Genomic DNA, 20,116 nt, shown 5'->3' with positions numbered 1-20,116 from the left:
CTAGCGGAGGCGCTCGAGGCCGTCGAGGAGCAGGTCTAGGGTGAACTCGAACTCGACCTGACTGTCGCACCAGCCGAGGGTCGGGTCGGTCGCGGCGTGGACCTCGGCCGCCATCATGGCGGTCAGGTGCGGCATGGCCGCGGCCATCCCGGCGAGCTCCTCCTCGGTCGCGTCGACGTCCATGCTGCCGCCGGCCGGCGCCGGGCTGAACACCTCCTGCGCGAAGCCGAGCGGCATGCTGCCGAAGGCGTGCAGGGCGCGGTGCGCGAGATGGTAGGAGAAGCCGGCGCCGACGAGGGTGCCGAGGATGCCGTCGTAATACGCGAACAGCGTCGCCGGGATGGTCCGGCGGGTGCCCAGCAGCCCCGGCGCCCATGCGTGGCGCAGCATGACGCGCCTGGCCGTGAGGAACTGCCGCCGCAGCACCGCCCGCCAGTCCTCGTCTTTCTCGGCTGCCTCTTTCTCGGCCGCCTCTTCCTTGGCTGCCTCTTTCCTGGCTGCCTCGGCGACGATCTCGGCGATCACCGTCTCCGCGACGCCGTCGAGCAGGGTCTCCTTGTCGGGCAGGTGGTAGTAGAGCGACATCGCCTCGACACCGAGGTCGACGGCGAGCCGGCGCATCGTCAGCGCCTGGATGCCGTGCCCGTCGGCCAGTGCGACCGCCGCCGCCAGCACGCGCTCGCGGCTGAGCGGCTGCCGGGACGCCTTCGTTGCCAACCGTCTCCCCCTTCGCCTCTTGTCCTCACCTTACAACGTATGGTTACCTTACGGGGTAAGGTTGGTCCCGTCTGCCAAGGAGCACCATGCATCCGCTGGTCCGCACCGCCCGCATCACCGGCCTGCTCTACCTGGGCCTTGCCGTCGCGGGCGGGCTCGGCTTCCTCCTCGTCCGGTCCCGGCTCTTCGTCGACGGCGACCCGGCCGCGACCCTCGCCAACCTCGTCGAGCACGAGTCGCTCGCCCGCGTGGGTGTCGCCCTCGAGCTGCTCACCGTCATCACGCAGGCCCTCGCGGCCGTGTGGTTCTACCGGCTCTTCCGCACCGTCGACCAGGTCGCCGCCGGCAGCATCGCCGCCTTCGGCCTCATCAACGCGGTCGTGATCCTGGTCAGTGCGGCGCTGCTGGGCACCGCGGTCGACGTCGCCGCCGACCCGTTCGGCGACGCGGCGGCCGGCGCCCAGCTGCTGTACCTGGTGAACGGCGCGCTGTGGAGCGTCGGCGGGATCTTCTTCGGCCTGTGGCTCATGCCCATGGGGTGGTGCGTGCTCAGGTCGGGCTGGATGCCCCGCGTGCTCGGCTGGATCCTCATCGCCGGCGGCGTCGGCTACGTGCTCGGCACGTTCGTCACGTACCTGGCTCCGGGCCTGGCGGGCGTCGCCGACGTGTTCGTGTTCCCGGCCACCGTCGGTGAGCTCTGGATGGTCGGCTACCTGCTCGCCCGCGGCGTCCGCCGGCACGCCCTCGAAGCGGCCCCGTCCGCGGTCGCGGCGGAGGTCAGCGCCGCCCGTACCGCAGGATGACGTCGCGCATCGAACCCATGCCGTAGCGGTCCAGGTCGCTGGACATCGCCGCGACCTCGTCGAGGACGGGCCCGGCGTCGATGCCGGACCGCCGGGCGCGATCGCACAGGTCCTGCAGCGCGAGGATCTCGTCACGCGTGTCGCTGCCCTGGTCGCGGGCGGACAGGTGCACGAGACGGGCCCGCAGCTCCGCGGCGTTGTCCCAGTCGCGGGGCAGGTGGGCGGCCCACCTGAAGTGCCGGTGCCGGTCGAACAGCCGCCGGATCCGCACCCGCGTCGCCTCGTCGCCGGCCGCGTATGCCTCGACCAGCGCCCGCACCGCCGCCTCGGCCCGCTCCCCCACGCCGAGGGCCGCCAGTCCGGCCCCGACCCGGGCGGCCATGCCGGTGAACGCGGTGGGATCCGACAGGTCGACCGGCGCGGTCGCGACCGGGCGGTAGATGGCGTCGAGGGCGGCGACCTCCCGCTCGATGTCTCGCAGGTCCATTCCCGGCTCCCCCCACGGCGCATGCCGTGGCCAGCGTAGCGGGACGGTGTTCAATGGCGGTATGGAGTGGATCGTGCCGTTCGTCGTGCTGCTGCCGTTCGTCCTCGTCGTGCTGGTGGCCGGCAGCGGGCGCCGTGCCGCCGCCGACCACCAGTCCCGCCGGCTGGCCGAGATCGAGCGCAAGCTGGACCTCGTCATCGACCACCTCGGCATCGTCGAGCCCGAGACGGGCGCGCCCGCCGCCGTCATGCAGGAACTCCTCGCCGGCCGGAAGTTGCAGGCCATCAAGGTGTACCGGGCGGCGACGGGCGCCGGCCTGCGGGAGGCCAAGGATGCCGTCGAGGCCATGCAGCGGCAGCGCGGCCTCTCCTGAACCGATGCGCGGCGGCCCTCAGCTGCGGCCTCAGCTGTAGTCGAGGGAGAAGCTGTTGCAGGTGAACGAGGACCGGCCGGCGGTGCCGGTGATCTCGAAGCCGAACTGGACCTGCCCCACCGTCACGTCGCCCCACCAGCCCTGCGTCCGTAGCCAGTTCATGACTGCGAGGACGTCGACGGTGCCGGACCCGGTCGTGCTGGTCCGCACGAAGGAGAAGACGGCGTTGGCGCCGTTGGAGCCGCGGTAGACGTTCCAGGTGTGGCCGCCGACGGCGACGTTGCGGGCGTTGGGGACCGCGCCGTTGGCGTCGTAGGACTCCGCGATCGGGCCGACCGCGCCGTGCTGGTTCGCCCAGATCATGACCTCGTAGGCGTTGTTGTTCGCCCAGATGTCATACGCGGTCGCGTAGTCGCCGTCGGCGGGCACGCTGACGTTGAACGCGCTGCGCACCGAGCTCAGCGAGCTGAGGCTGCGGTTGAGGGTCTTGCCGGTGTGCGGGTAGGACTTCACGCCGCTGGTGCGCGGGTGTTCGGCGACCACACCCCAGTTGGTGCCGGTGCGCGCCCAGATCGTCTGCGGCCCGGCGCCGGAGCCCCAGACGTCGTTGATCACGGTGTACCCGTTGTTCGTCCACGTGTCCCACGCGCCGGTGCCGACCCAGGCGGCGTCGGCGGGGACGCCGTTGGCCGGCGTCGACGGTGACGCCGACGGCGACCGCGTCGGGGTCGGCGACGCCGAGGACCGCGTCGGGGTCGGGGTCGGCGTGCCGGACACGCCGCCGGTGCAGGCCGTGCCGTTGAGGGTGAAGCTCGCCGGCACGGGGTTGCTGCCGGTCCAGGATCCGTTGAACCCGAACGACGTGCTCGCGTTGGTCGCGAGGGAGCCGTTGTAGCCGGCGTTCTTGGCGGTGACCTGCGAGCCGCTCTGGGTGACGGTGGCGTTCCACGCCTGAGTCACCTGCTGCCCGGCCGCGTAGGACCACACGACGGTCCAGGCGCTGATCGGGTCGCCCAGGTTGGTGACGGTGACGTTCGCCCCGAACCCGCCCGGCCACTGGCTGGCCACGGAGTACGCGACCCGGCAACCGGTGGCGGCCGACGCGGGTGGCGCCGTGACGATGACGCCGATCGCGGCCGCGCCGATCGTCGTGGCGGACAGGGCAACAGCGGTGCGCCTTCGCATGACGGAACGACCTTCCTCAGCCGGTCACCGTTGCGCCTCACCGGAATTGGCAAGTCAAGTGACCTGTGTCGATGCGCTTCGACACGGGAAGCTAGCCGTGGCCGCGACCGGGGTCAACACGATCCCCGTGCACCCGCCATACGCTGCGCGGCAACCGTGAAAGTTACCGCATCCCGCTCCGTCAGGCGGCCGTCGGCGAGGTCGTACACGGCGTCGACGTGGTCGAGGCCGTCGCGCCGGTGGGTCAGCAGCAGCACCGCGCGGCCGGTCGCCGCGGCGAGGAGGTCGGTCATGAGCGCGGCGGCCTCCTGCTCGTCGAGGCCCTCGGTCGGCTCGTCCAGCACCAGCAGCGCCGGGTCCGCGAGCAGCGCGCGGGCCATCGCCAGGCGCCGCCGCTGCCCGCCGGAGATGGTGGTGCCGCCCTCGCCGAGCCAGGTGGACAGTCCCTCCGGCAGACGGTCCAGCCACGGGCCGAGGTGGGCGCCGGCCAGGGCGGCACGCAGGTCGTCGTCGGTCGCGTCCGGCCGGGCCAGCAGCAGGTTCTGCCGCACGGTGGTCGCGAACACGTGGTCCGCGGCGTCACCGACGAGGCTGACCGCGCGGCGGAGCACGGTGTCGGGCAGGTCGCGCAGGTCGGTGCCGCCGAGCCGGACGCCACCGCCACGGGGGTCGAGCATGCGCACCAGCACGGCCGCGAGCGTCGACTTGCCGCTGCCGGACGCACCGAGCACCGCGACCCGCCGCCCGGGCGGCAGGTCCAGGTCGAGCCCGCGCAGCGCGGGCGGCCGGCCCGGATCCCAGCCCGCGGTGAGCCCGCCAACGGTCACCGTGCGGTCCGCGTCCACAACAGCCTGACGTGACAGCGCTTCGCCGTCCGCTGTGGACGGTCCGGCCGGGCACGGCTCGGCGGCGACGGCGAGGTGGCGGCTGGCACCGGCCGCCGCAGTCGGACGCGACGGCGCTTGGCCGTCCGCTGTGGACGATCCGGCCGGGCACGGCTCGGCGGCGATGGCGGCGAGGCGGCGCCTGGCACCGGCCGCCGCGCGGCGGGCGATCGCCGCGTCGGGCAGTGTCAGCACCGGCTCGGCCAGGGCGACCGCGCCCAGCAGGAGGATCGCGGCCACCTCGGCGGGGAACCGGCCGGTGGCCACGGCGAGGGCCGTGCCGACGACCGCGGCGCCGCAGCCCAGGTGCGCCAGGGCCGAGGCCGCGCCGGCCGTGGCCGCCGCCCGGGCCTCCAGCCGCGACAGTGCCCGGCTGCGCCGGTCGGGGACGGCGAGCGCGGCGGCGGCGTCGCGGGCGGCGAGGTCCTCGACGCCGTCGACGGTCTCCACGACGGCGTCGCGCAGTTCCGCGCGGGCCCGGCCGGTGGCGGCGTCGGCCCGGCCCGCGTGCCGGGCGGCCAGCCACGGCGCGAGCCCGGCCGCGACCGCGAGACCCGCGGCGAGGGTGGCCGCGACGACCGGGCTCACGACCGCCGCGGCGCCGACGGCGACCGTGATGGCGGCCCAGGCGGCGTACGCGGGCAACTGCCCCCGCAGCACCCCGTCGACCCTTCCGTCAACGTCGTCGACGACCCTGGTGAGCAGGTCGCCGCGGCGGTGCAGCGCCGGGCCGGGGACCCGGGGCACCAGGTCGGCGTACACCTCGGCCCGCCACGCACCGAGCCGGGCGAACGCGACCTCGTGCGAGACCAGCCGTTCGAGGTAGCGCAGCAGCGGACGAGCCACGGCGCTGCCCCGCACCAGGACGACGGCCGCGGACAGGCTGAGCACCGGCGGCAGCCCGGCGGCATGGACGAGCAGCCACGCCGCGGCGCCGGTGAGGGTGATGCCGGCAAGCCAGGAGGCCGCACCGAGCCCTGCCGCCGTGGCCGGCCGCTGCCACCACCGGCGCCCTTGGGCCTCAGGCTCCGCCGGGACCGCCCGCGCGATCCCGGCTTGGGCCTCGGACCGCGACGCGGGCGGCGGCTGCTCGGCTCCGGTGCTAGGCCGGGATGCGGGGGGCGGGGCGGGCGGTGTGATCGGCACGGTCCGGTCGGCGGCGGCGAGGACCGCCGGGCGGTGCGCGACGACGAGCACGGCGCAGCCCCGCGCGGCCAGGGCCCGCAGTTCGGCGATGACGAGGCGTTCGGCGGCGGCGTCGAGGTGCGCGGTGGGTTCGTCCAGCAGGACCAGGGCCGGGCCGGTGCCGGCCTCGCGCAGCAGGCGGGCGAGCGCGAGCCGCTGGCGCTGGCCCGACGACAGGCCCTGGCCGCGTTCGCCGAGGGGCGTGTCGAGACCGCCGGGCATCGCGAGGATCTCGGTGTCGAGCCCGACGGTCCGCAGCGCGGCGAGGACCACGCCGTCGTCCGGCCGGGCCTCGCCGTCCAGCGCGACGGCCTGGGCGACGCTGCGTGCGTGCGGGAGGGTCGGGTCCTGCGGCAGGTACAGCGACCGCCCGCCGGTCTCGACCCGACCGGCGGCCAGGGGCTGCAACCCGGCCAGGACCCGCAGCGTGGTGGTCTTCCCCGCGCCTGACGGCCCCCGCAGTGCGACGATCTCTCCACTGTGGACCGAGAGCGCGGGCAGGTGCAGCGCGTCGACGCCGGCGCCAGGATGCCGCACCCGCACGCCTGCCGCGACCACACCAGGCACCACGCCCACCGCCGCCGCACCCGCGCCCGCACCCACCGGCGCGGCAGCACCCACCGCCACACCCGCGCCCACCGGCGAGGCGCGGTCAGGGGCGTGGGCCGGGGCCGGGGCCAGGATCTCGTCGACGTCGGCGATGACGGCGGCGGCGTCGGCGCTGGCGTGGAAGCGGGCGGCGACCTCGCGCAGCGGCCGGTACGCCTCCGGGGCCAGCAGGATGACCAGCAGCGCCGGGCCGAGGTCGAGCCGGCCGGCCGCGACCCGCAGCCCCGCCTCGACCGCGACGAGGCCGACCGACAACGTCCCGACCAGGTCGAGGGCGGTCGAGGAGAGGAACGCGACCCGCAGCACCCGCACGGTCGCGGCCCGGTGCCCGTCGGTCATCCGCCGGACCGCGTCGACCTGCCGTCCGGCGCGGCCGAACAGGCGCAGCGTCGCGATGCCGCGCACGGCGTCGAGGAAGTGCCCGGCCAGCCGCGCGCTCGCCTGCCAGCGTTCCTGGGCGCGCCGGGCGGTGGCCCAGCCGATGAGCGCGCCGAGCAGCGGCACCAGCGGCAGGGTGACGAGCACGATCACGGCGGAGGCCGGGTCGACGAACAGCATCGTGGCCACGACGAGGGGCGGCAGGGCGGCGCCGAGGACGAGGGAGGGCAGGTAACCGCCGAACCACGGCCGCAGCGCGTCGAGGCCGCCGCCGAGCACGGCGACGAGCCGGCCGGTGCCGTACTGGGCGACCCAGGCCGGTCCGCGGCGCAGCGCGGCGTGCAGCACCGAGCGGCGCAGCTCGTCGGTGACGCGGGCGGCGGTGCGGCGGCCGACGACCTGCTCCGCCCAGGTCAGCGCGGCGCGGGCGGCGTACACCCCGGCGAGCGCGGCGAACGCCCCCGGCCCGGCGTCGACGGGGGCGGCGACCAGGCCGGCCAGCACCACCGCGAGCACGACCGTCGCGGCGGCCTGGGCGGCGCCGATGACGGCGAGGGCGGCGATCCCGGCGCGGCTGGTCCGGGCGTGCCGCAGCAGCCGCGGGTCGACCGGCCCCCGGGCGCGCCGGTTCACGTGGCGATCCGTTCGCTGGCGACGCGCTGCCGGAACACCCGGTACGACCACACCTGGTACACCAGGACCCCGGGGAGCACGATGACGGCGGCGAAGCTGATCAGCCGGAGCGTGGAGCCGGTCGCGGCGGTGCCGTCCATCGTCAGCGACCAGGCGCCGGACAGGGTGCTCGGCAGGACCACGGCGCCGTTGGCGGTGAGGACCGCGACGACGGCCGCGGCCACGCCGAGCACCGTGAGGGCGAACGCCGGGCCCTCCCGCCGGCGGCCGGCCAGCAGGGCGACCCCGGCCAGGGCCAGCGCCACCGCGAAGGCCACGACGGCGGTCGTGCCGGCGGCGACGACCAGGGCGGCGACGGCCACCACGAGCGCACCGCCCGCGCCGGCGGTGCCGACCCGCCGGGCCAGCAGGCCGGCCCTGCGGCGCACCGGACCCGTGGTCCGCAGCGCCAGGAAGGTCGCGCCGAGCAGCACCGCCGCGGTCAGCGCGAGCAGGGCGCCGAGCGCCGCGGCAGGGGTGAGGACCGGCGCGACGGTGCGGCCGAGCCCGCCGCCCTGCACGGCACCGCCGGCGTCCAGGGCGAGGCCGCGGACGAAGACGGTCAGCACGGCGCCCCACAGCAGCACGACTCCGGCGGAGCAGGCCGCGAGGACGAGGTCGCAGCGGCGGCGCCAGCGCGGGTCGTCGTGCTTGCCGCGGAACTCGAGGGCCACGCCGCGCCCGGCGAGCAGCAGCAGGATCGCGACCATCGGCAGGTACAGACCCGACAGCAGCGCCGCGTACCACGAGGGGAAGGCAGCGAAGGTGACGCCGATCGCGGCGACCAGCCACACCTCGTTGCCGTCCCAGAACGGGCCGATGGTGCGCACGGCCGCGGCGCGTTCGTGCTCGTCGCGGCCGAGCAGCGGGCTCAACAGGCCGACGCCGAAGTCGAAGCCTTCCAGCACGAAGAACAGGACCCAGCAGAGCACGACCAGGGCGTACCAGATGATGACGAGATCCATCAGAGTCTCCTCAGTAGCTCAGGGCCGGCTCGGGTTCGGCGGCGTCGCTGTTCAAAGGCTTGCTGAGCGGCTGGCGGGCGAGGTGCCGCACCAGGCGCAGCCACACGACCGCGAGGACGCCGTAGACGGCGGCGAAGCCGAGCAGGGACGCGAGGACCTCGCCGCTGGTGAGGCCCGGGGAGATGCCGTCGGCGACCTTCGACAGGCCGAACGCGATCCACGGCTGCCGGGCGGTCTCGGTGAAGATCCAGCCGAGGCTGTTGGCCGCGGAGGGCAGCAGCGGCAGCAGCACGGCCGCGCGGATCAGCCAGGCGGCGGGTTGCCGGCCGCGGCGGGTGCGCCAGAGGTACAGCACGGCGAAGAGCATCGCGAGCATGCCGACGCCGATCATCAGGCGGAAGGACCAGAACGCGACCGGGATCATCGGGATGTAGCTGCCCGGGCCGTATGCGGCGGTGTACTGCGCCTGGAGGTCGTCGATGCCGGCGACAGTGGCGTCGGGGCTGCCGTAGGCGAGGATCGACAGCAGTCGGGGCACCTCGATGCTGAAGTCCGGGCCGACCGCGAACAGGGAGAAGGGTGCGCCGGTCGTGGTGGAGTACAGCGCCTCGGCCGCGGCCATCTTCATCGGCTGCACCTGGGTGATGACCTTGCCAAGGTGGTCGCCGGTGATGGCGGTGAGGGCGCCGCCGGCCGCGGTCATCCAGGCGCCGATGCGGGCGAGCGTGGCGAAGGCGGCTCCGTCCACGTCGGCTGCGCGGCGCCAGGCGCCGATCGCCAGCAGCAGCGCGCCGCCGACCATGATTGCACCGGCGGTGGTGTGCGGGAACGCGGCGAGGTTGACCTCGTTGAGCAGCAGCTCGCGGAAGCTGGTCAGGTGGGCGCGGCCGGTGGTCGGGTCGAGCTCGAAGGCGACCGGGTGCTGCATGAAGGAGTTCGCGGCCAGGATGATGAACGCCGAGAGCAGGGTGCCGACGGCGACGACGACGATCGTGGCCAGGTGGACCGGGCGGGACAGCCGGTCCCAGCCGAAATACCACAGGGCGAGGAACGTCGCCTCGAGGAAGAACGCGAGCATGCCCTCGATGGCGAGGGTGGGGCCGAAGACGTCGCCGTAGAAGCGGGCGAACTCGCTCCACGCGAGCCCGAACTGGAACTCCTGGACCAGGCCGGTGACGACGCCGACGGCGAAGGTGACGATGAGCAGCTTGCCGACGAGCAGGGTCAGCTGCCGGTACCGGTCCTGCCCGGTCCGCATCCACGCGATCTGCAGCCCGGCCGTGGTCGCCGACAGGCTGATCGACAGCGGGACGAACAGGTAGTGGTAGATCGTGACGACGGCGAACTGCAGCCGGGTCAGGTCGAGCACGTCCATGGCACCCCCATCTACGACGGTTCGTAGTAGATACTACGCGACGTAGTACGACGCGCACCGTAATCCGCGTTACAGTGGGAGGCATGAGCGGCCCTCGGGCCGCTCATCATGGGCGCAGCGTTGGCTCAGGGCGGCGCCGGAGCGGAGCGGAGGTGGCGGCATGAGCGGACTCGGGGAGCTGGAGCGCGAGGTGATGGCGCGGCTGTGGGACGCCGGCGAGCCGCTGACCGTCCGGCAGGTGCACGAGCGGCTCGACCCTGACCGGGGCCTGGCGTATACGACCGTGATGACCGTGCTGGACCGGCTCGCCAAGAAGGGCGTCGTCACGCAGCAGAAGGCGGACCGGGCCTACCGGTACGCCGCCGCGCAGACCCGCGAGGAGATGACCGCGGCGCTCATGCTCGACGCGCTCAGCGCCGCCCCGGACGGCGCGGCCCGCGACGCGGCTCTCGCCCACTTCGTCGGGCGGGTCGGCCCGGCCGGCGCCGCCGCCCTGGCCGCGGCGCTCAAGGCCGCCGAGAGCCGGTGACCGCGCTCCTGCTGGGGGCGCTCGGGCTGACCCTGTCGCTGGTCGCGCCCGGCCCCCTGGCCAGGGCCCGGTGGACGGCGCGGGCGCCGGGCGCCGCCGTCGCGCTGTGGCAGTCGCTGACCCTGGCGGCGGTGCTGTGCGCGCTGGGCGTGGTCCTGGCGGCCCCCGAGGAGCTGGTCCGGGCCCACGGCGCCGACCAGGCCCTCGCCGTCGCCGCGCTCCTCGCCGCCCTCACCGTCGCCGCCGTGATCGTCGTGCGGTTGCTCGTGTCGCTGGGTCTGGTGGTGTACCGGTCGCGCGTCCGCCGGGCCCGCCACCGCCTGCTCGCCGACCTGCTCGACCGGGCCGAGGAGCGCGCCGGGTTTGACGACGCGGTGCGGGTGCTCGACGGCGGGCTGCCGTTCGCGTACTGCGTGCCGGGTCGCGACCCGCGCATCGTGCTGAGCCAGGGCACGCTGCGGGTGCTGGACCCGGAGCAGGTTGCCGCGGTCCTCGCCCATGAGCGGGCACACCTGCGCGCCCGGCACGACGTGGTGATGGAGTCCTTCACCGCCTTCTACCGGGCCGTGCCCGGCCCGCTGCGCAGCCGCGCCCCGCTCGACGCCGTACACATCCTGCTGGAGGCCCTCGCGGACGACGCGGCACGGCGGCGGCACGGCACCGGGCCGCTCCGCGAGGCGCTGCAGGCACTCGGCGGGTCCACCGGCGACCTCGAGCTCGAGGGGCACGACCGCGACGCCGACCAGGAGCGCCGGTGGCGGCTGGACCGCCTCGCCCCGGGCGCGCCCGGCACCGCCGGGTGGCTCAGCGCCGCCGTCTACACCCTCGCCGCAGCGATCCTGGTCCTGCCGACGGTGCTGCTGGTCGTGCCGTGGCTCAGCGAGGCGCTACGCACCTGGCCGCTCTGAGAAGACGTCGACGGTCAGCCGGATCGTGACGGTGTCGCCGACGTCGATCTCCTCCGCCTTGCGGACCCGGTCCTTCAGCGGCACGACATAGCCGCCGTTCTTCGGGAACAACGACGTCGTCCAGCCGGTGCCGCCGATGCGGGCCGCGACCGGGATCATGCCCCAGCCATAGGTGACCAGGGCGGCCGCGTCACGCAGCGCGACACACTCGTCCTCGGGCACGGTGACGAAGTGATACGGCGACGGCCCGCGCCAGAACCACACCTCGCCGCTGAACTCCAGGTCCATGCGACACAGGGTAGAAGCAGCCGCTCAGCGCCGCCGGCCGTACTCGGCGCGGCGGACCAGCGGTGCGTCGTCGAGGATGACGACGCACTTGTGCTCCAGGCGCAGCCAGCCGCGGCCGGCGTAGTCGGCGAGGACCTTGTTCACCGACTCCCGGGAGGCGCCGACGAACTGCGCCAGCTCCGACTGGGTGAGGTCGTGCACGACGCGGGTGGTGCCGTCCTCGGCCACGCCGAAGCGGTGCGCGAGCTGGATGATCCGGCTGGCGACGCGGCCGGGCACGTCGCTGAAGAGCCGGTCGTCGACGGCGGCGCGGTGGCCGCGGATCCCGCGGGCGATGACGCGCAGCAGCTGCTCCGCCACGTGCGGGTGGTGCGCGATCCACCGGTCGAGGACCGGCTTGGGCAGCACGGCGAGGCGGGCGTCGGACACGACGGTGGCGGCGACGACCCGCGGGCCGCCGTCGAGCAGCTCGAAGTCGCCGAAGTGGTCGGTCGGGCCGAGCAGCGCCATGACGCCCTCCCGCCCGTCGCGGGCGTGGCGACTCAGCTTCACCTTGCCGCTCAGCACGATGTAGAGCCGGTCGCCGGGGTCGCCCTCGGCGAACAGCACCGCGCCGCGATCCGCGTGGACCGTCTCGAACTCGGCGGCGAGCGCGGCGGCGGCGGTCGGGTCGATGCTGCGGAACAGGTCCGTGGAGCGCAGCACCGGGTCGGCGACCGGTGCCGTCACGGGCGGAAACGTCAGGACCATGAGCCCTCCCCAGAGCCAGGTGGTACTCAGTACCATTGCGACGGTACTAGATACCGCGACCGGAAAGCAACAGGTCAGACCGATGCGCGAGGATAGGACCGTGACCGGGATTCCTGTACGAGATCGTCTGGTGGACGCCGCCCTCGAGTTGTTCGACGAGCGTGGCTACGAGCAGACGACGGCCGACGACATCGCCGACCGGGCGGGCGTCGGCCGGACCACCCTCTTCCGCCACTACCGGTCGAAGGAGGACGTGATCTTCCCGGATCACGACCGGCTCATCGCGACCGTCAAGGACCGCCTGGCCACGTCCACCGCCGACACCGCGATCGTGGCCGTGACCGAGGCGGTCCGCCAGGTGCTCCTGCGCTACGTCGAGGAGGACGACCGGGCCCGCCGGCGGTATGCGCTCACCAGCCGCATCGCCACCCTCCGCGACCGCGAGATCGCCAGCGTCGCGCGCTACCAGCGGCTGTTCCGGGAGTTCATCGCCGAGTGGATGGGCCCCGCCCCGGGTGCGGCGCTGCGGGCCGAGCTGATGGCCGCCGCCGTCGTCTCGGCGCACAACCACGTGCTGCGGCGGTGGCTGCGGCGCGACACCACCGAGCCGGCCGCCGAGCTCGACGCCGCCATGGCCCAGGTGGTGGCGCTGTTCACGGGCCCCGAGCCCGCCAACGGCAACGGCAACGGCACCGCGGTCATCGTCCTGCACGACCAGCGCGACCCCGAGTACGTCGCCGCCACCATCCGGCGGGCGCTGCAGCAGGCCTGACGCCCGCCGGATGGTGTTTCAGGAGGCGGTGCAGCCGGTCGCGGCGATCCCGGCGGCCGATCCGGTGCCCTGGAAGCCGAATTCGGTCGCGGCACCGGCGCCCAGCGATCCGTTCCAGGTCGCGTTGGCCACGTCGGTACCGGTGAGTCGGCCGTTCCAAAGGTTGGTGACCGTCGCGCCGGGCAGGGCAAGCCGGACGGTCCAGCCGGAGATGGCGGCCGCACCGGCGGTCACCCGGACCGAGACCACGAACCCGCCGTCCCACACGTTCTGCACGGTGACGGCGGCCGAGCACCCTCTACCCGGCTGCTGCGACGGGGATGCCGATGCGGATTGCGACGCGCTTGCCGACGCACTTGCCGACGCCGACGCGCTCGCCGAGGCCGAGGTCGACGCCGACGGGGACACGGACCGGCTGGGGCTGGGTGACTGGGAGTCGCTCAGGACCGGGGTCTGCCAGTCGCTCCAGTCCGACAGCCGGCCCTGCGCCTTGGCGGCGATCCGGATCGTGCCGGGCTCGTTGCCGGTGCCCAGCAGGTACTTGGCGATGTGCTGCTGCAGTGGGACGCGCCACTCGGCCCGGTTGGCGCAGTGGTTACCGTCCTGGATGTCGGACCAGTAGGTGATGTTCGCGCCCACGCCGAGCGCCTTGTACACCTCGGCGCCGCCGAGCGCGGCGACGCTGGCGGACCTGGGGCCGAGGTTGGCGATGTGCGGGTTGTCCATGATGAACAGCCCCCGCGGCGCGACCATCGCCACCATCTCGTGTGTGTCCACCGGCAGATTGTTCGGGTTGCCGGTGAAGGAGCCGAACGCGTCGCCGAGCCACGGCTGCTCCCCGTAGGCGCTGCTGAGGCTCTGCGCGCCCTCACCCGGGATGCCGCGGAAGATCGGCGCGCCGGCGCTGCCCGACTCGATCGGCATCGTCAGCGCGATGCGCTGGTCGAACGCGCCGATGACGAACGCGCCCTTGCCGAACCGGGAGCAGCCCGTGACACCGACCCCATCGGCGCGCAGAACGTTGCCGCCGGACTGGGCGATCACGTCAATGATCCGGCTGACACCCCACGCCCACGCCATCAACAGCCCGGTGCTACTCGTGGCGCCGTAGATGCTGTAGAACGCACCCTGCTTGTTGTTCCGGGGCGTGCCCTCCTTGCCGACCGCATACGGGTCATAGCTGATCACCGCGGCCCCAGCGGCACTGATCGCGGCGGTGTCCGCGCCGAACCCGCCAAGCACCACGACAGCCGGGAACGGCCCCGCCCCACTCGGCAGCGAGACACTGGCGGAGAAGCTGGCGCTCTTGCCATTGTGGTTCACATTCACCGTGATGCTGCTACCGGACACAGTGCCGGTGACACTCTGCGGCTTGCCGGGCTTCTCCCCGTAGACGAACTTCTCGGACAGCTTCTTGATGGTCTCGCGCTGGCAACGCCAGTCGGACTTCGTGGCGATCCGGGTGCCGTCGAGGCGCTTGAACGGGTCGGGCAGCTTGGCGTTGGTCGGCAGCGAGCCCGCGTCCGGCAGTGCGGGCACCGGACAGTCGGCGCCCTCGTCCTCCACTGTGGACACCAGCGCCGCCTCGGCGGTGCCGGTCCTCGCCACCACCGTGACGCCGGCCGCGAAGGTCGCGGCGACCGTGAGCACCACGGCGGCGAGACGGAGCCTGGGACGGTGCGATCTGATGGTCATCGGATTCTCCTTCGGCGTTGACGCGCGCCAGCGGAGGATCGCAGAATCCGATCAGCATCTGCACGGCAACATTTCCTCGGGCGATCGGACCCTGAGGTCAGCACTCCGGCCCGGCCGGCCGCCGCGTGAACCTTGCACGGCCGGTGGCACGACGCGGGCCGGGACCGCCCGGGTCCGGCCCGGGTCTGGCCGCGGCCGAAAGTTTCGACGTAGACTCCGCTGATCTTCACCGGGACGGGGGCGGCATGTCGCAGCACAGCAGGGCCACCATGTCGCAGATCGCCGCGGAGGCGGGCGTGTCCGTGCCGACCGTGTCCAAGGTGCTCAACGGCCGGCGCGACGTCGCCCCCGCGACCCGCGAGCGGGTCGAAGAGCTGCTGCGCCGGCGCAGCTACCTGCCCCGCCGCACGCAGCCGGCCCGCACCGTCGGCCTCATCGACGTGGTCTTCGTCGACCTCGGCAGCCCATGGGCGATGCAGATCCTCGCCGGCGTCGAGGAGGTCGCCCACCGCGCCGGGACCGGTGTCGTGGTCTCCGCCGTGCACGGCCGGTCCCGCACCGCGCCGGACCGCCGCTGGCTGGAGAACCTGGCGGCGCGCCGCTCCGACGGGGTCCTGCTGGTGCTGTCGGAGCTGTCCGCCGAGCAGCGCGCGCAACTGGCCGGGCACGGCATCCCCGTGGTCGTGGTCGACCCCGCCGGGCAGCCCGACCCGAGCATGCCGTCGGTGGGCGCCACCAACTGGACGGGCGCGCTGCGGGCCACCGAGCACCTGATCGGCCTCGGCCACCGGCGCATCGCCGTCATCGGCGGCCCCGGCGACGTGCTGTGCGCACAGGCCCGCGTCGACGGCTACCGGGCCGCGATGCACGCCGCCGGGCTCGACGTCCCCGCCGGTTACGAGCGCACCGGCGACTTCACCAGCCCGACCGGCTACCGGGAGACCCGCGCGCTGCTGGACCTGCCGGAGCCGCCCACCGCCGTCTTCGCCTGCGCCGACGAGATGGCCCGCGGCGCCTACGAGGCCCTGTACGAGCGCGGCCTCCGCGTCCCCGACGACATCAGCGTCGTCGGGTTCGACGACCTCGAACAGGCCCGCTGGTCCATCCCGCCGCTGACCACCGTGCGGCAGCCGCTGACCGAGATGGCCGGCCTGGCCACCCGCATGCTGCTGTCGCTCATCGCCGGCGAGGCGCTCGACTCGCCCCGCCTGGAGCTGGCCACCCCGCTGGTCGTGCGGGCCAGCACCGGCCCGCCCGGAAACGTTGCCAGCACGCCGGAATGACGCCGAGGCATCGACGCGGCTGCGCGGTGCTCCATACACTGTCGCCGTGGAGCCCGCGAAAGCTCAAGCCCCAGGCGGCCGTAAGCGGCGCGGCGAGGTCACCGTCGCGACCATCGCCCAGCTTGCCGGCGTGTCCCCGCCGACGGTTTCGAAAGTTCTGAACGGTCGGTCCGGCATCGCGGTGGAGACCCGCGACCGGGTCGAGGCGCTGCTGCGCGAGCACGGCTACCGGCGCGGCGACGCGGCAACCGTCTCCCCGAGCATCGAGGTCGCCTTCTACGGCCTGGAGAGCCACCTGGCGATGGAGATCCTGCGCGGCGTCGAGCAGGTGGTGCGCGACCGCGGCCTGGCGGTCGGTTTCACCGACCTGCAGGGCCCCGCACCCGGCGGCCGGCGCACCGCCGACCGGCTCCTCGCCCGGCGCCCGACCGGCGTCATCGCGGTCAACTCGGCGTTCCGCGCCAGGCAGTACGAGCAGCTCACCGCCAGCGGCGTGCCGATGGTGGTGCTCGACCCGACCGGCGAGCCGATGCACTCGATCCCGTCGGTCGGCGCGACGAACTGGAGCGGCGGCATCGCCGCGACCCGCCACCTGCTCGACCTCGGCCACCGGCGGGTCGGCGTGATCACCGGCCCTATGGAGTACCTGTGCGCGCGGGCCCGGCTCGAGGCGTGCCGCGGTGCGCTCGACGCCGCCGGCATCCGGCTCGAGCCGGCGCTGGTGCGGCACGGCCGGTTCCACTTCGACGACGGCGCCCTGCTCGGCCGGCAGTTGCTCGGCCTGGCGGACCCGCCGACCGCGATCCTGTGCGGCGACGACCTGCAGGCCCTCGGCGTCTACGAGGCGGCCCGCCAGCTCGGCGTCCGCATCCCCGACGAGGTCAGCGTCGTCGGCTTCGACGACATCGAGGTGACCCGCTGGTGCGGCCCGCCGATGACGACCGTGCGGCAGCCGTTCGCCGAGATGGGCGCCACCGCCGCCCGGATGGTGCTGCAGGTGGCGGTCGGCGAGACCGTCGAGCCGGCCAGGGTCGAGCTGGCCACCCAGCTCGTCGTGCGGGGCAGCACCGCGCCCCCGCCGCCACGCCCATGATCGTGCCGCCGGACAGGACCGGGCCGGCCATGGACCGCTCGGCGAAGGCCGTCATCTCCGACCTGCTCGCCCGCGACGTGACGCCGCTGCTGAAGCGGCACGGCTTCGCCGGCCGGGGCAGGAACTACCGGCGCACCCTGGCCGACCGGCAGGAGCTGCTCACCGTCGAGCCGCACCGGTGGAACACCCGCCACGGCGGCGCGTTCACCATCACCCTGGGCGTCTTCCTCACCGGCCTGGACGCCTTCGTGTCGCCGGCACCGCCGGCGGCGCCGCCCGAGGAGCACGAGTGCCACCTCCGCCGCGGCATCGGGGACACCGACCCCGGGCAGCACTGGTGGACGTTCGACGCGGCGACCGACCTGCCGGCGCTCGGCGCCGAGGTCCGCCACGCGGTGCAGGAGCACGCGCTCGGCGCCTTCGAGCGGCTGCGCACCGACGCCGGCGTCCTCGCCTGGGTGCGCGGCGCCCCGCTGCCGCACGGCGACCTGGGGCTACGCCACGTCTACCTGGCCGCGGGCGCGGGCGCGCCGGACCTCGCCCAGCGGTGGCTGGACGAGATCGTCGCGGCCGCAGACCCGGGTCCCGGCCCGCTCCCCCGCGAGGCGGCCCGGTTCGCGGCGCGGCTCGGCCTCACCTGCCCGCCGCCGTCCGACGCCCCGACGCTGACCGCCGTGTTCCGCGGCGCCGCGGACAGCCCGCCGCACGCCGCCGACGACGCGGTGCTGCACCTGGTGTACAAGCTGGACCAGCACCTGACGGAGCTGCGCCGGGACCGCCCGGACGCCGGCCGCCTGTACCACACCGTGACCCGCGACGGCCTCACCTGCACCGCCGACTTCTACGGCGCCGGCGCCGAGGAGCTGCTCCGGCCGCTGCGCCGAGCCTTCGCCAAGCTGTCCGGTGAGTTCGCCGAGATCACCTGGCAGGCCAGGTAGCGGCGGGCGTGAAAGTTCCACCCCGGCCGCAGCACCGATGGCACCGGCCACCCCCGCGCATTGACAGCGGCGGCGGGGGCCACCACGCTCGCGGCGGGCCGAGGGTGGACGGGAGTCGCCGGTGGACAACAGCACGCGCCACGTCGTCGCGTTTCACGGGGACGGCCACGGCGTCGAGGAGCTGACCTGGGGCCAGCGCGACGTCTGGGACCTCATGCGGCGCACCGGCCGGACCATGAACATCGGCGGCACCGTCCCCGCCGCCGCCGGTGAGACGGTCGAGCGGATCGCGGCGCTGCTGCGCTTCCTGGTGAGCCGGCACCAGGCGCTGCGCACCCGGCTGTCCCAGGTGGACGCCGGCCCGCCCCGGCAGGTCGTGTCCGGCTCCGGCGAGATCGCCCTCGAGGTCGTCGACACCACCGGGGACCCGGCCGAGGTCGCCGAGCGGCTGCGCGTGCGATACCAGACGACCGCGTTCGACCCGTTCACGGAGTGGCCGGTGCGGATGGCCGTGGTGCGCTCCGGCGGGACGCTGACCCACGTCGTGGTGATGTACTACCACGTCGTCGTGGACGGGTTCGCCATCAACGCGGTGGTCCGCGACCTGGCCCACCTCGACCAGGACACGGGCCTGGCGACCGCGCCGGCGGAGGGCACCCAACCGCTGGACGTGGCGCGGCAGCAGCGCACGCCGGCGGCGCGGCGGCAGAGCGAGCAGTCGCTGCGGTTCTGGCGGCGGCAGCTGCAGCGGATCCCGCCCCGCCCGGCCACGCCCACGGTCGCCGCCGATCCCGGGCAGCCGAGGTTCTGGGAGGTCGTCTGCGGCTCGCCGGCCACCGCGCTGGCGATCCGGCGGATCGCGGCGCGGACCAGGGTCGCGTCCGGCCCGATCCTCCTCGCCGCGTACGCCGTCGCGACCGCCCGCCTGACCGGCGCGGACACGGCCGTCGTGCAGGTGCTCGTCAGCAACCGGTTCCGGCCCGGGTTCGCCGAGGCGGTGGGCAGCCTGCGGCAGTTCGGCCTGTGCGTGATCGACGCGACCGGACCGTTCGACGAGGTGGTCGCGCGGGCCTGGAGCGCGGCGATCGGCGCCAACAAGCACGGCTACTACGATCCGGCCGAACACCAGGACCTGGTCGCCGGTCACGACCTCTCGTGCTATCTCAACGACCGCCGGGCGGAGACCCGCGACGAGGACCCCGGGCCGGTCCCTGCCGAGGACGACGTCCGCGCGGCCCTCGCCGCGAGCACGGTGCGCTGGGGCGTACGCGAGGACACCTACGACGGTGCGCTGTACCTGCACGTCGAGGACGCCGCGAGCTACTCGCTGTGGGGCGACACCCACCGGTACACCCCGGACGCGATCGAACGGTGCGCTCGGGACGTCGAGGCGGTCGTGGTCGGGGCGGCGCTGGGCGTCGTCAGCGCACCTCGATGAACGCCTCCCCGGCGTTGAGGGCCTGGAAGTCGTCGATGCCGAGCAGCGCGACCGCCGGCGCGACCTGCGTGTGCATCGCGAGCAGCGCGGCCGTCTTGCGGTCCAGTGCGGCACCGGTGAGCCGCAGGTCCACGGCCAGGTCCTCGCGCGCCACGCCGACCGGGCGCTCGTCGGTCATGAAGACCCGCCACTGCTCATATCGCTCGCCCCAGGTCTCCAGGTGCTCCGCGGTCATCGTCGCGTGCAGCAGCCGCCCGGGCCGGCCCGCGCGGTCCCACGCCGCGCCGACCCACGCGGAGATCGTCTGGTGGTCGGGGTGGAACGTCCCGCCGTCGGGCCCGAACGTGAGCACCGTGTCCGGCGCGACGTCGATGAGCAGCGCCGCGATCCGCTCGACCGGGCCGGTGGGGTCGAGCGCGGCCATCCCGCCGTCGGGGTAGTCCAGGAAGCGGTGGTCGGTGACGCCGAGCACGGCCATCGCCGCGGCCGCCTCCCAGCGCCGGGTGCGGCCGAGCCGCTCCGGCGGCCAGGCGACCGGGTCGTCGGTGCCGTGCTCCCCGACGGTCGCCGAGACGCACACGACCCGCTGCCCGTTGGCGACGGCGGCCGCCATGAGCCCGCCGGCCAGATATGTCTCGTCGTCGGGGTGCGCCCAGATCGACACGATCGTGCCGAGCTTCTCGACCTGATCCGTCACGTCCTGCTCCATCCCTCCATGGATACCGCACGACCCCCGCCGCGACCGCGCCGTGGCTGTCGGCTGCCCGTCCGAGTGGTGTCGGGTCGTGG

At 74.3% G+C, this 20,116-nt stretch carries 19 protein-coding genes; 9 read left to right on the top strand and 10 right to left on the bottom strand.

Annotated features, from left to right (window positions below; translation table 11 throughout):
* Entirely contained in the window at positions 1-717 is a 717-nt protein-coding gene (locus tag AB0K00_RS06645; protein WP_363516398.1) for a TetR/AcrR family transcriptional regulator C-terminal domain-containing protein, read from the bottom strand.
* A gap of 86 nt (positions 718-803) precedes the next feature.
* Here AB0K00_RS06645 and AB0K00_RS06640 point away from each other — a divergent pair, with 86 nt between their 5' ends.
* Positions 804-1,520, top strand: coding sequence for a DUF4386 domain-containing protein (locus AB0K00_RS06640; protein ID WP_363516395.1), 717 nt, complete (start codon positions 804-806; stop codon positions 1,518-1,520).
* Here AB0K00_RS06640 and AB0K00_RS06635 read toward each other — a convergent pair.
* The gene (locus AB0K00_RS06635) at positions 1,495-2,007 is read right to left on the bottom strand and encodes a hypothetical protein (RefSeq protein ID WP_363516392.1); all 513 of its coding nucleotides are present in this window, start codon (positions 2,005-2,007) and stop codon (positions 1,495-1,497) included. The two genes, AB0K00_RS06640 and AB0K00_RS06635, sit on opposite strands and share 26 nt — an antisense overlap.
* Positions 2,008-2,068: 61 nt before the next feature.
* Here AB0K00_RS06635 and AB0K00_RS06630 point away from each other — a divergent pair, with 61 nt between their 5' ends.
* Positions 2,069-2,380: a ribosomal protein L7/L12 gene (locus AB0K00_RS06630; RefSeq protein WP_363516389.1), complete on the top strand. Its 312-nt coding sequence runs from the start codon at positions 2,069-2,071 to the stop codon at positions 2,378-2,380.
* Positions 2,381-2,410: 30 nt separating this feature from the next.
* Here AB0K00_RS06630 and AB0K00_RS06625 read toward each other — a convergent pair whose 3' ends face one another.
* From AB0K00_RS06625 to AB0K00_RS06610, 4 genes are all read right to left on the bottom strand, one after another.
* Positions 2,411-3,565 (bottom strand): cellulose binding domain-containing protein, encoded by a 1,155-nt coding sequence (locus AB0K00_RS06625; RefSeq protein WP_363516386.1) that lies wholly within the window; start codon positions 3,563-3,565, stop codon positions 2,411-2,413.
* Between the two features lie 113 nt (positions 3,566-3,678).
* The gene (cydD, locus tag AB0K00_RS06620; RefSeq protein ID WP_363516383.1) at positions 3,679-7,254 is read right to left on the bottom strand and encodes a thiol reductant ABC exporter subunit CydD; all 3,576 of its coding nucleotides are present in this window, start codon (positions 7,252-7,254) and stop codon (positions 3,679-3,681) included.
* Positions 7,251-8,258, bottom strand: coding sequence for a cytochrome d ubiquinol oxidase subunit II (gene cydB / locus AB0K00_RS06615; RefSeq protein ID WP_363516380.1), 1,008 nt, complete (start codon positions 8,256-8,258; stop codon positions 7,251-7,253). Before cydB ends, cydD begins: the two co-directional genes overlap by 4 nt.
* Before the next feature lie 10 nt (positions 8,259-8,268).
* Entirely contained in the window at positions 8,269-9,633 is a 1,365-nt protein-coding gene (locus tag AB0K00_RS06610) for a cytochrome ubiquinol oxidase subunit I (RefSeq protein WP_363516377.1), read from the bottom strand.
* A 160-nt stretch (positions 9,634-9,793) separates the two neighbouring features.
* On the opposite strand from AB0K00_RS06610, the gene AB0K00_RS06605 reads away from it, so the two are divergent.
* Together AB0K00_RS06605 and AB0K00_RS06600 are read left to right on the top strand one after the other, a co-directional pair.
* Complete coding sequence (locus tag AB0K00_RS06605) at positions 9,794-10,162, top strand: BlaI/MecI/CopY family transcriptional regulator (protein ID WP_363516374.1); 369 nt, start codon at positions 9,794-9,796, stop codon at positions 10,160-10,162.
* The gene (locus tag AB0K00_RS06600; protein ID WP_363516371.1) at positions 10,159-11,070 is read left to right on the top strand and encodes a M56 family metallopeptidase; all 912 of its coding nucleotides are present in this window, start codon (positions 10,159-10,161) and stop codon (positions 11,068-11,070) included. The genes AB0K00_RS06605 and AB0K00_RS06600 overlap by 4 nt, the downstream gene beginning before the upstream one ends.
* Here the strand turns inward: AB0K00_RS06600 and AB0K00_RS06595 are convergent.
* Together AB0K00_RS06595 and AB0K00_RS06590 are read right to left on the bottom strand one after the other, a co-directional pair.
* Entirely contained in the window at positions 11,050-11,358 is a 309-nt protein-coding gene (locus AB0K00_RS06595) for a DUF1905 domain-containing protein (RefSeq protein ID WP_363516368.1), read from the bottom strand. The two genes, AB0K00_RS06600 and AB0K00_RS06595, sit on opposite strands and share 21 nt — an antisense overlap.
* Positions 11,359-11,382: 24 nt before the next feature.
* Positions 11,383-12,108, bottom strand: a complete 726-nt coding sequence (locus AB0K00_RS06590; protein WP_363516365.1) for a Crp/Fnr family transcriptional regulator — start codon at positions 12,106-12,108, stop codon at positions 11,383-11,385.
* Positions 12,109-12,208: 100 nt separating this feature from the next.
* Here AB0K00_RS06590 and AB0K00_RS06585 point away from each other — a divergent pair, with 100 nt between their 5' ends.
* Positions 12,209-12,880, top strand: a complete 672-nt coding sequence (locus AB0K00_RS06585) for a TetR family transcriptional regulator (protein ID WP_363516362.1) — start codon at positions 12,209-12,211, stop codon at positions 12,878-12,880.
* Between the two features lie 18 nt (positions 12,881-12,898).
* Here the strand turns inward: AB0K00_RS06585 and AB0K00_RS06580 are convergent, their stop codons facing one another.
* Complete coding sequence (locus AB0K00_RS06580; RefSeq protein WP_363516359.1) at positions 12,899-14,575, bottom strand: cellulose binding domain-containing protein; 1,677 nt, start codon at positions 14,573-14,575, stop codon at positions 12,899-12,901.
* A gap of 245 nt (positions 14,576-14,820) precedes the next feature.
* On the opposite strand from AB0K00_RS06580, the gene AB0K00_RS06575 reads away from it, so the two are divergent.
* The 4 genes from AB0K00_RS06575 (at position 14,821) to AB0K00_RS06560 (ending at position 19,327) form a co-directional block, all read left to right on the top strand.
* Positions 14,821-15,858: a LacI family DNA-binding transcriptional regulator gene (locus AB0K00_RS06575; protein ID WP_363516356.1), complete on the top strand. Its 1,038-nt coding sequence runs from the start codon at positions 14,821-14,823 to the stop codon at positions 15,856-15,858.
* A gap of 46 nt (positions 15,859-15,904) precedes the next feature.
* Positions 15,905-16,951 carry a LacI family DNA-binding transcriptional regulator gene (locus AB0K00_RS06570; protein ID WP_363516353.1) on the top strand — a complete coding sequence of 349 codons (1,047 nt, stop codon included), beginning with the start codon at positions 15,905-15,907 and terminating at the stop codon, positions 16,949-16,951.
* Between the two features lie 29 nt (positions 16,952-16,980).
* Positions 16,981-17,889: a DUF4304 domain-containing protein gene (locus tag AB0K00_RS06565; protein ID WP_363516350.1), complete on the top strand. Its 909-nt coding sequence runs from the start codon at positions 16,981-16,983 to the stop codon at positions 17,887-17,889.
* Between the two features lie 121 nt (positions 17,890-18,010).
* The gene (locus AB0K00_RS06560; RefSeq protein WP_363516347.1) at positions 18,011-19,327 is read left to right on the top strand and encodes a condensation domain-containing protein; all 1,317 of its coding nucleotides are present in this window, start codon (positions 18,011-18,013) and stop codon (positions 19,325-19,327) included.
* Here the strand turns inward: AB0K00_RS06560 and AB0K00_RS06555 are convergent.
* Positions 19,311-20,024 (bottom strand): PIG-L family deacetylase, encoded by a 714-nt coding sequence (locus AB0K00_RS06555; protein WP_363516344.1) that lies wholly within the window; start codon positions 20,022-20,024, stop codon positions 19,311-19,313. The genes AB0K00_RS06560 and AB0K00_RS06555 overlap by 17 nt on opposite strands.
* Positions 20,025-20,116 lie beyond the last annotated feature (92 nt).

It is taken from the genome of Dactylosporangium sp. NPDC049525, from assembly GCF_040676755.1.
GTDB lineage: Bacteria > Actinomycetota > Actinomycetes > Mycobacteriales > Micromonosporaceae > Dactylosporangium.
The sequence above is the reverse complement of the archived record's forward strand: the minus strand, read 5'-3'. Positions and strand labels throughout refer to the sequence as shown.

Bases quoted from the DNA above. Each gene is read 5' to 3' on its own strand.
- AB0K00_RS06640 (WP_363516395.1), top strand. From the start codon at position 804: ATGCATCCGCTGGTCCGCACCGCCCGCATCACCGGCCTGCTCTACCTG.
- AB0K00_RS06635 (WP_363516392.1), bottom strand. From the start codon at position 2,007: ATGGACCTGCGAGACATCGAGCGGGAGGTCGCCGCCCTCGACGCCATC.
- AB0K00_RS06630 (WP_363516389.1), top strand. From the start codon at position 2,069: ATGGAGTGGATCGTGCCGTTCGTCGTGCTGCTGCCGTTCGTCCTCGTC.
- AB0K00_RS06625 (WP_363516386.1), bottom strand. From the start codon at position 3,565: ATGCGAAGGCGCACCGCTGTTGCCCTGTCCGCCACGACGATCGGCGCG.
- cydB (WP_363516380.1), bottom strand. From the start codon at position 8,258: ATGGATCTCGTCATCATCTGGTACGCCCTGGTCGTGCTCTGCTGGGTC.
- AB0K00_RS06610 (WP_363516377.1), bottom strand. From the start codon at position 9,633: ATGGACGTGCTCGACCTGACCCGGCTGCAGTTCGCCGTCGTCACGATC.
- AB0K00_RS06605 (WP_363516374.1), top strand. From the start codon at position 9,794: ATGAGCGGACTCGGGGAGCTGGAGCGCGAGGTGATGGCGCGGCTGTGG.
- AB0K00_RS06595 (WP_363516368.1), bottom strand. From the start codon at position 11,358: ATGGACCTGGAGTTCAGCGGCGAGGTGTGGTTCTGGCGCGGGCCGTCG.
- AB0K00_RS06590 (WP_363516365.1), bottom strand. From the start codon at position 12,108: ATGGTCCTGACGTTTCCGCCCGTGACGGCACCGGTCGCCGACCCGGTG.
- AB0K00_RS06580 (WP_363516359.1), bottom strand. From the start codon at position 14,575: ATGACCATCAGATCGCACCGTCCCAGGCTCCGTCTCGCCGCCGTGGTG.
- AB0K00_RS06575 (WP_363516356.1), top strand. From the start codon at position 14,821: ATGTCGCAGCACAGCAGGGCCACCATGTCGCAGATCGCCGCGGAGGCG.
- AB0K00_RS06565 (WP_363516350.1), top strand. From the start codon at position 16,981: ATGGACCGCTCGGCGAAGGCCGTCATCTCCGACCTGCTCGCCCGCGAC.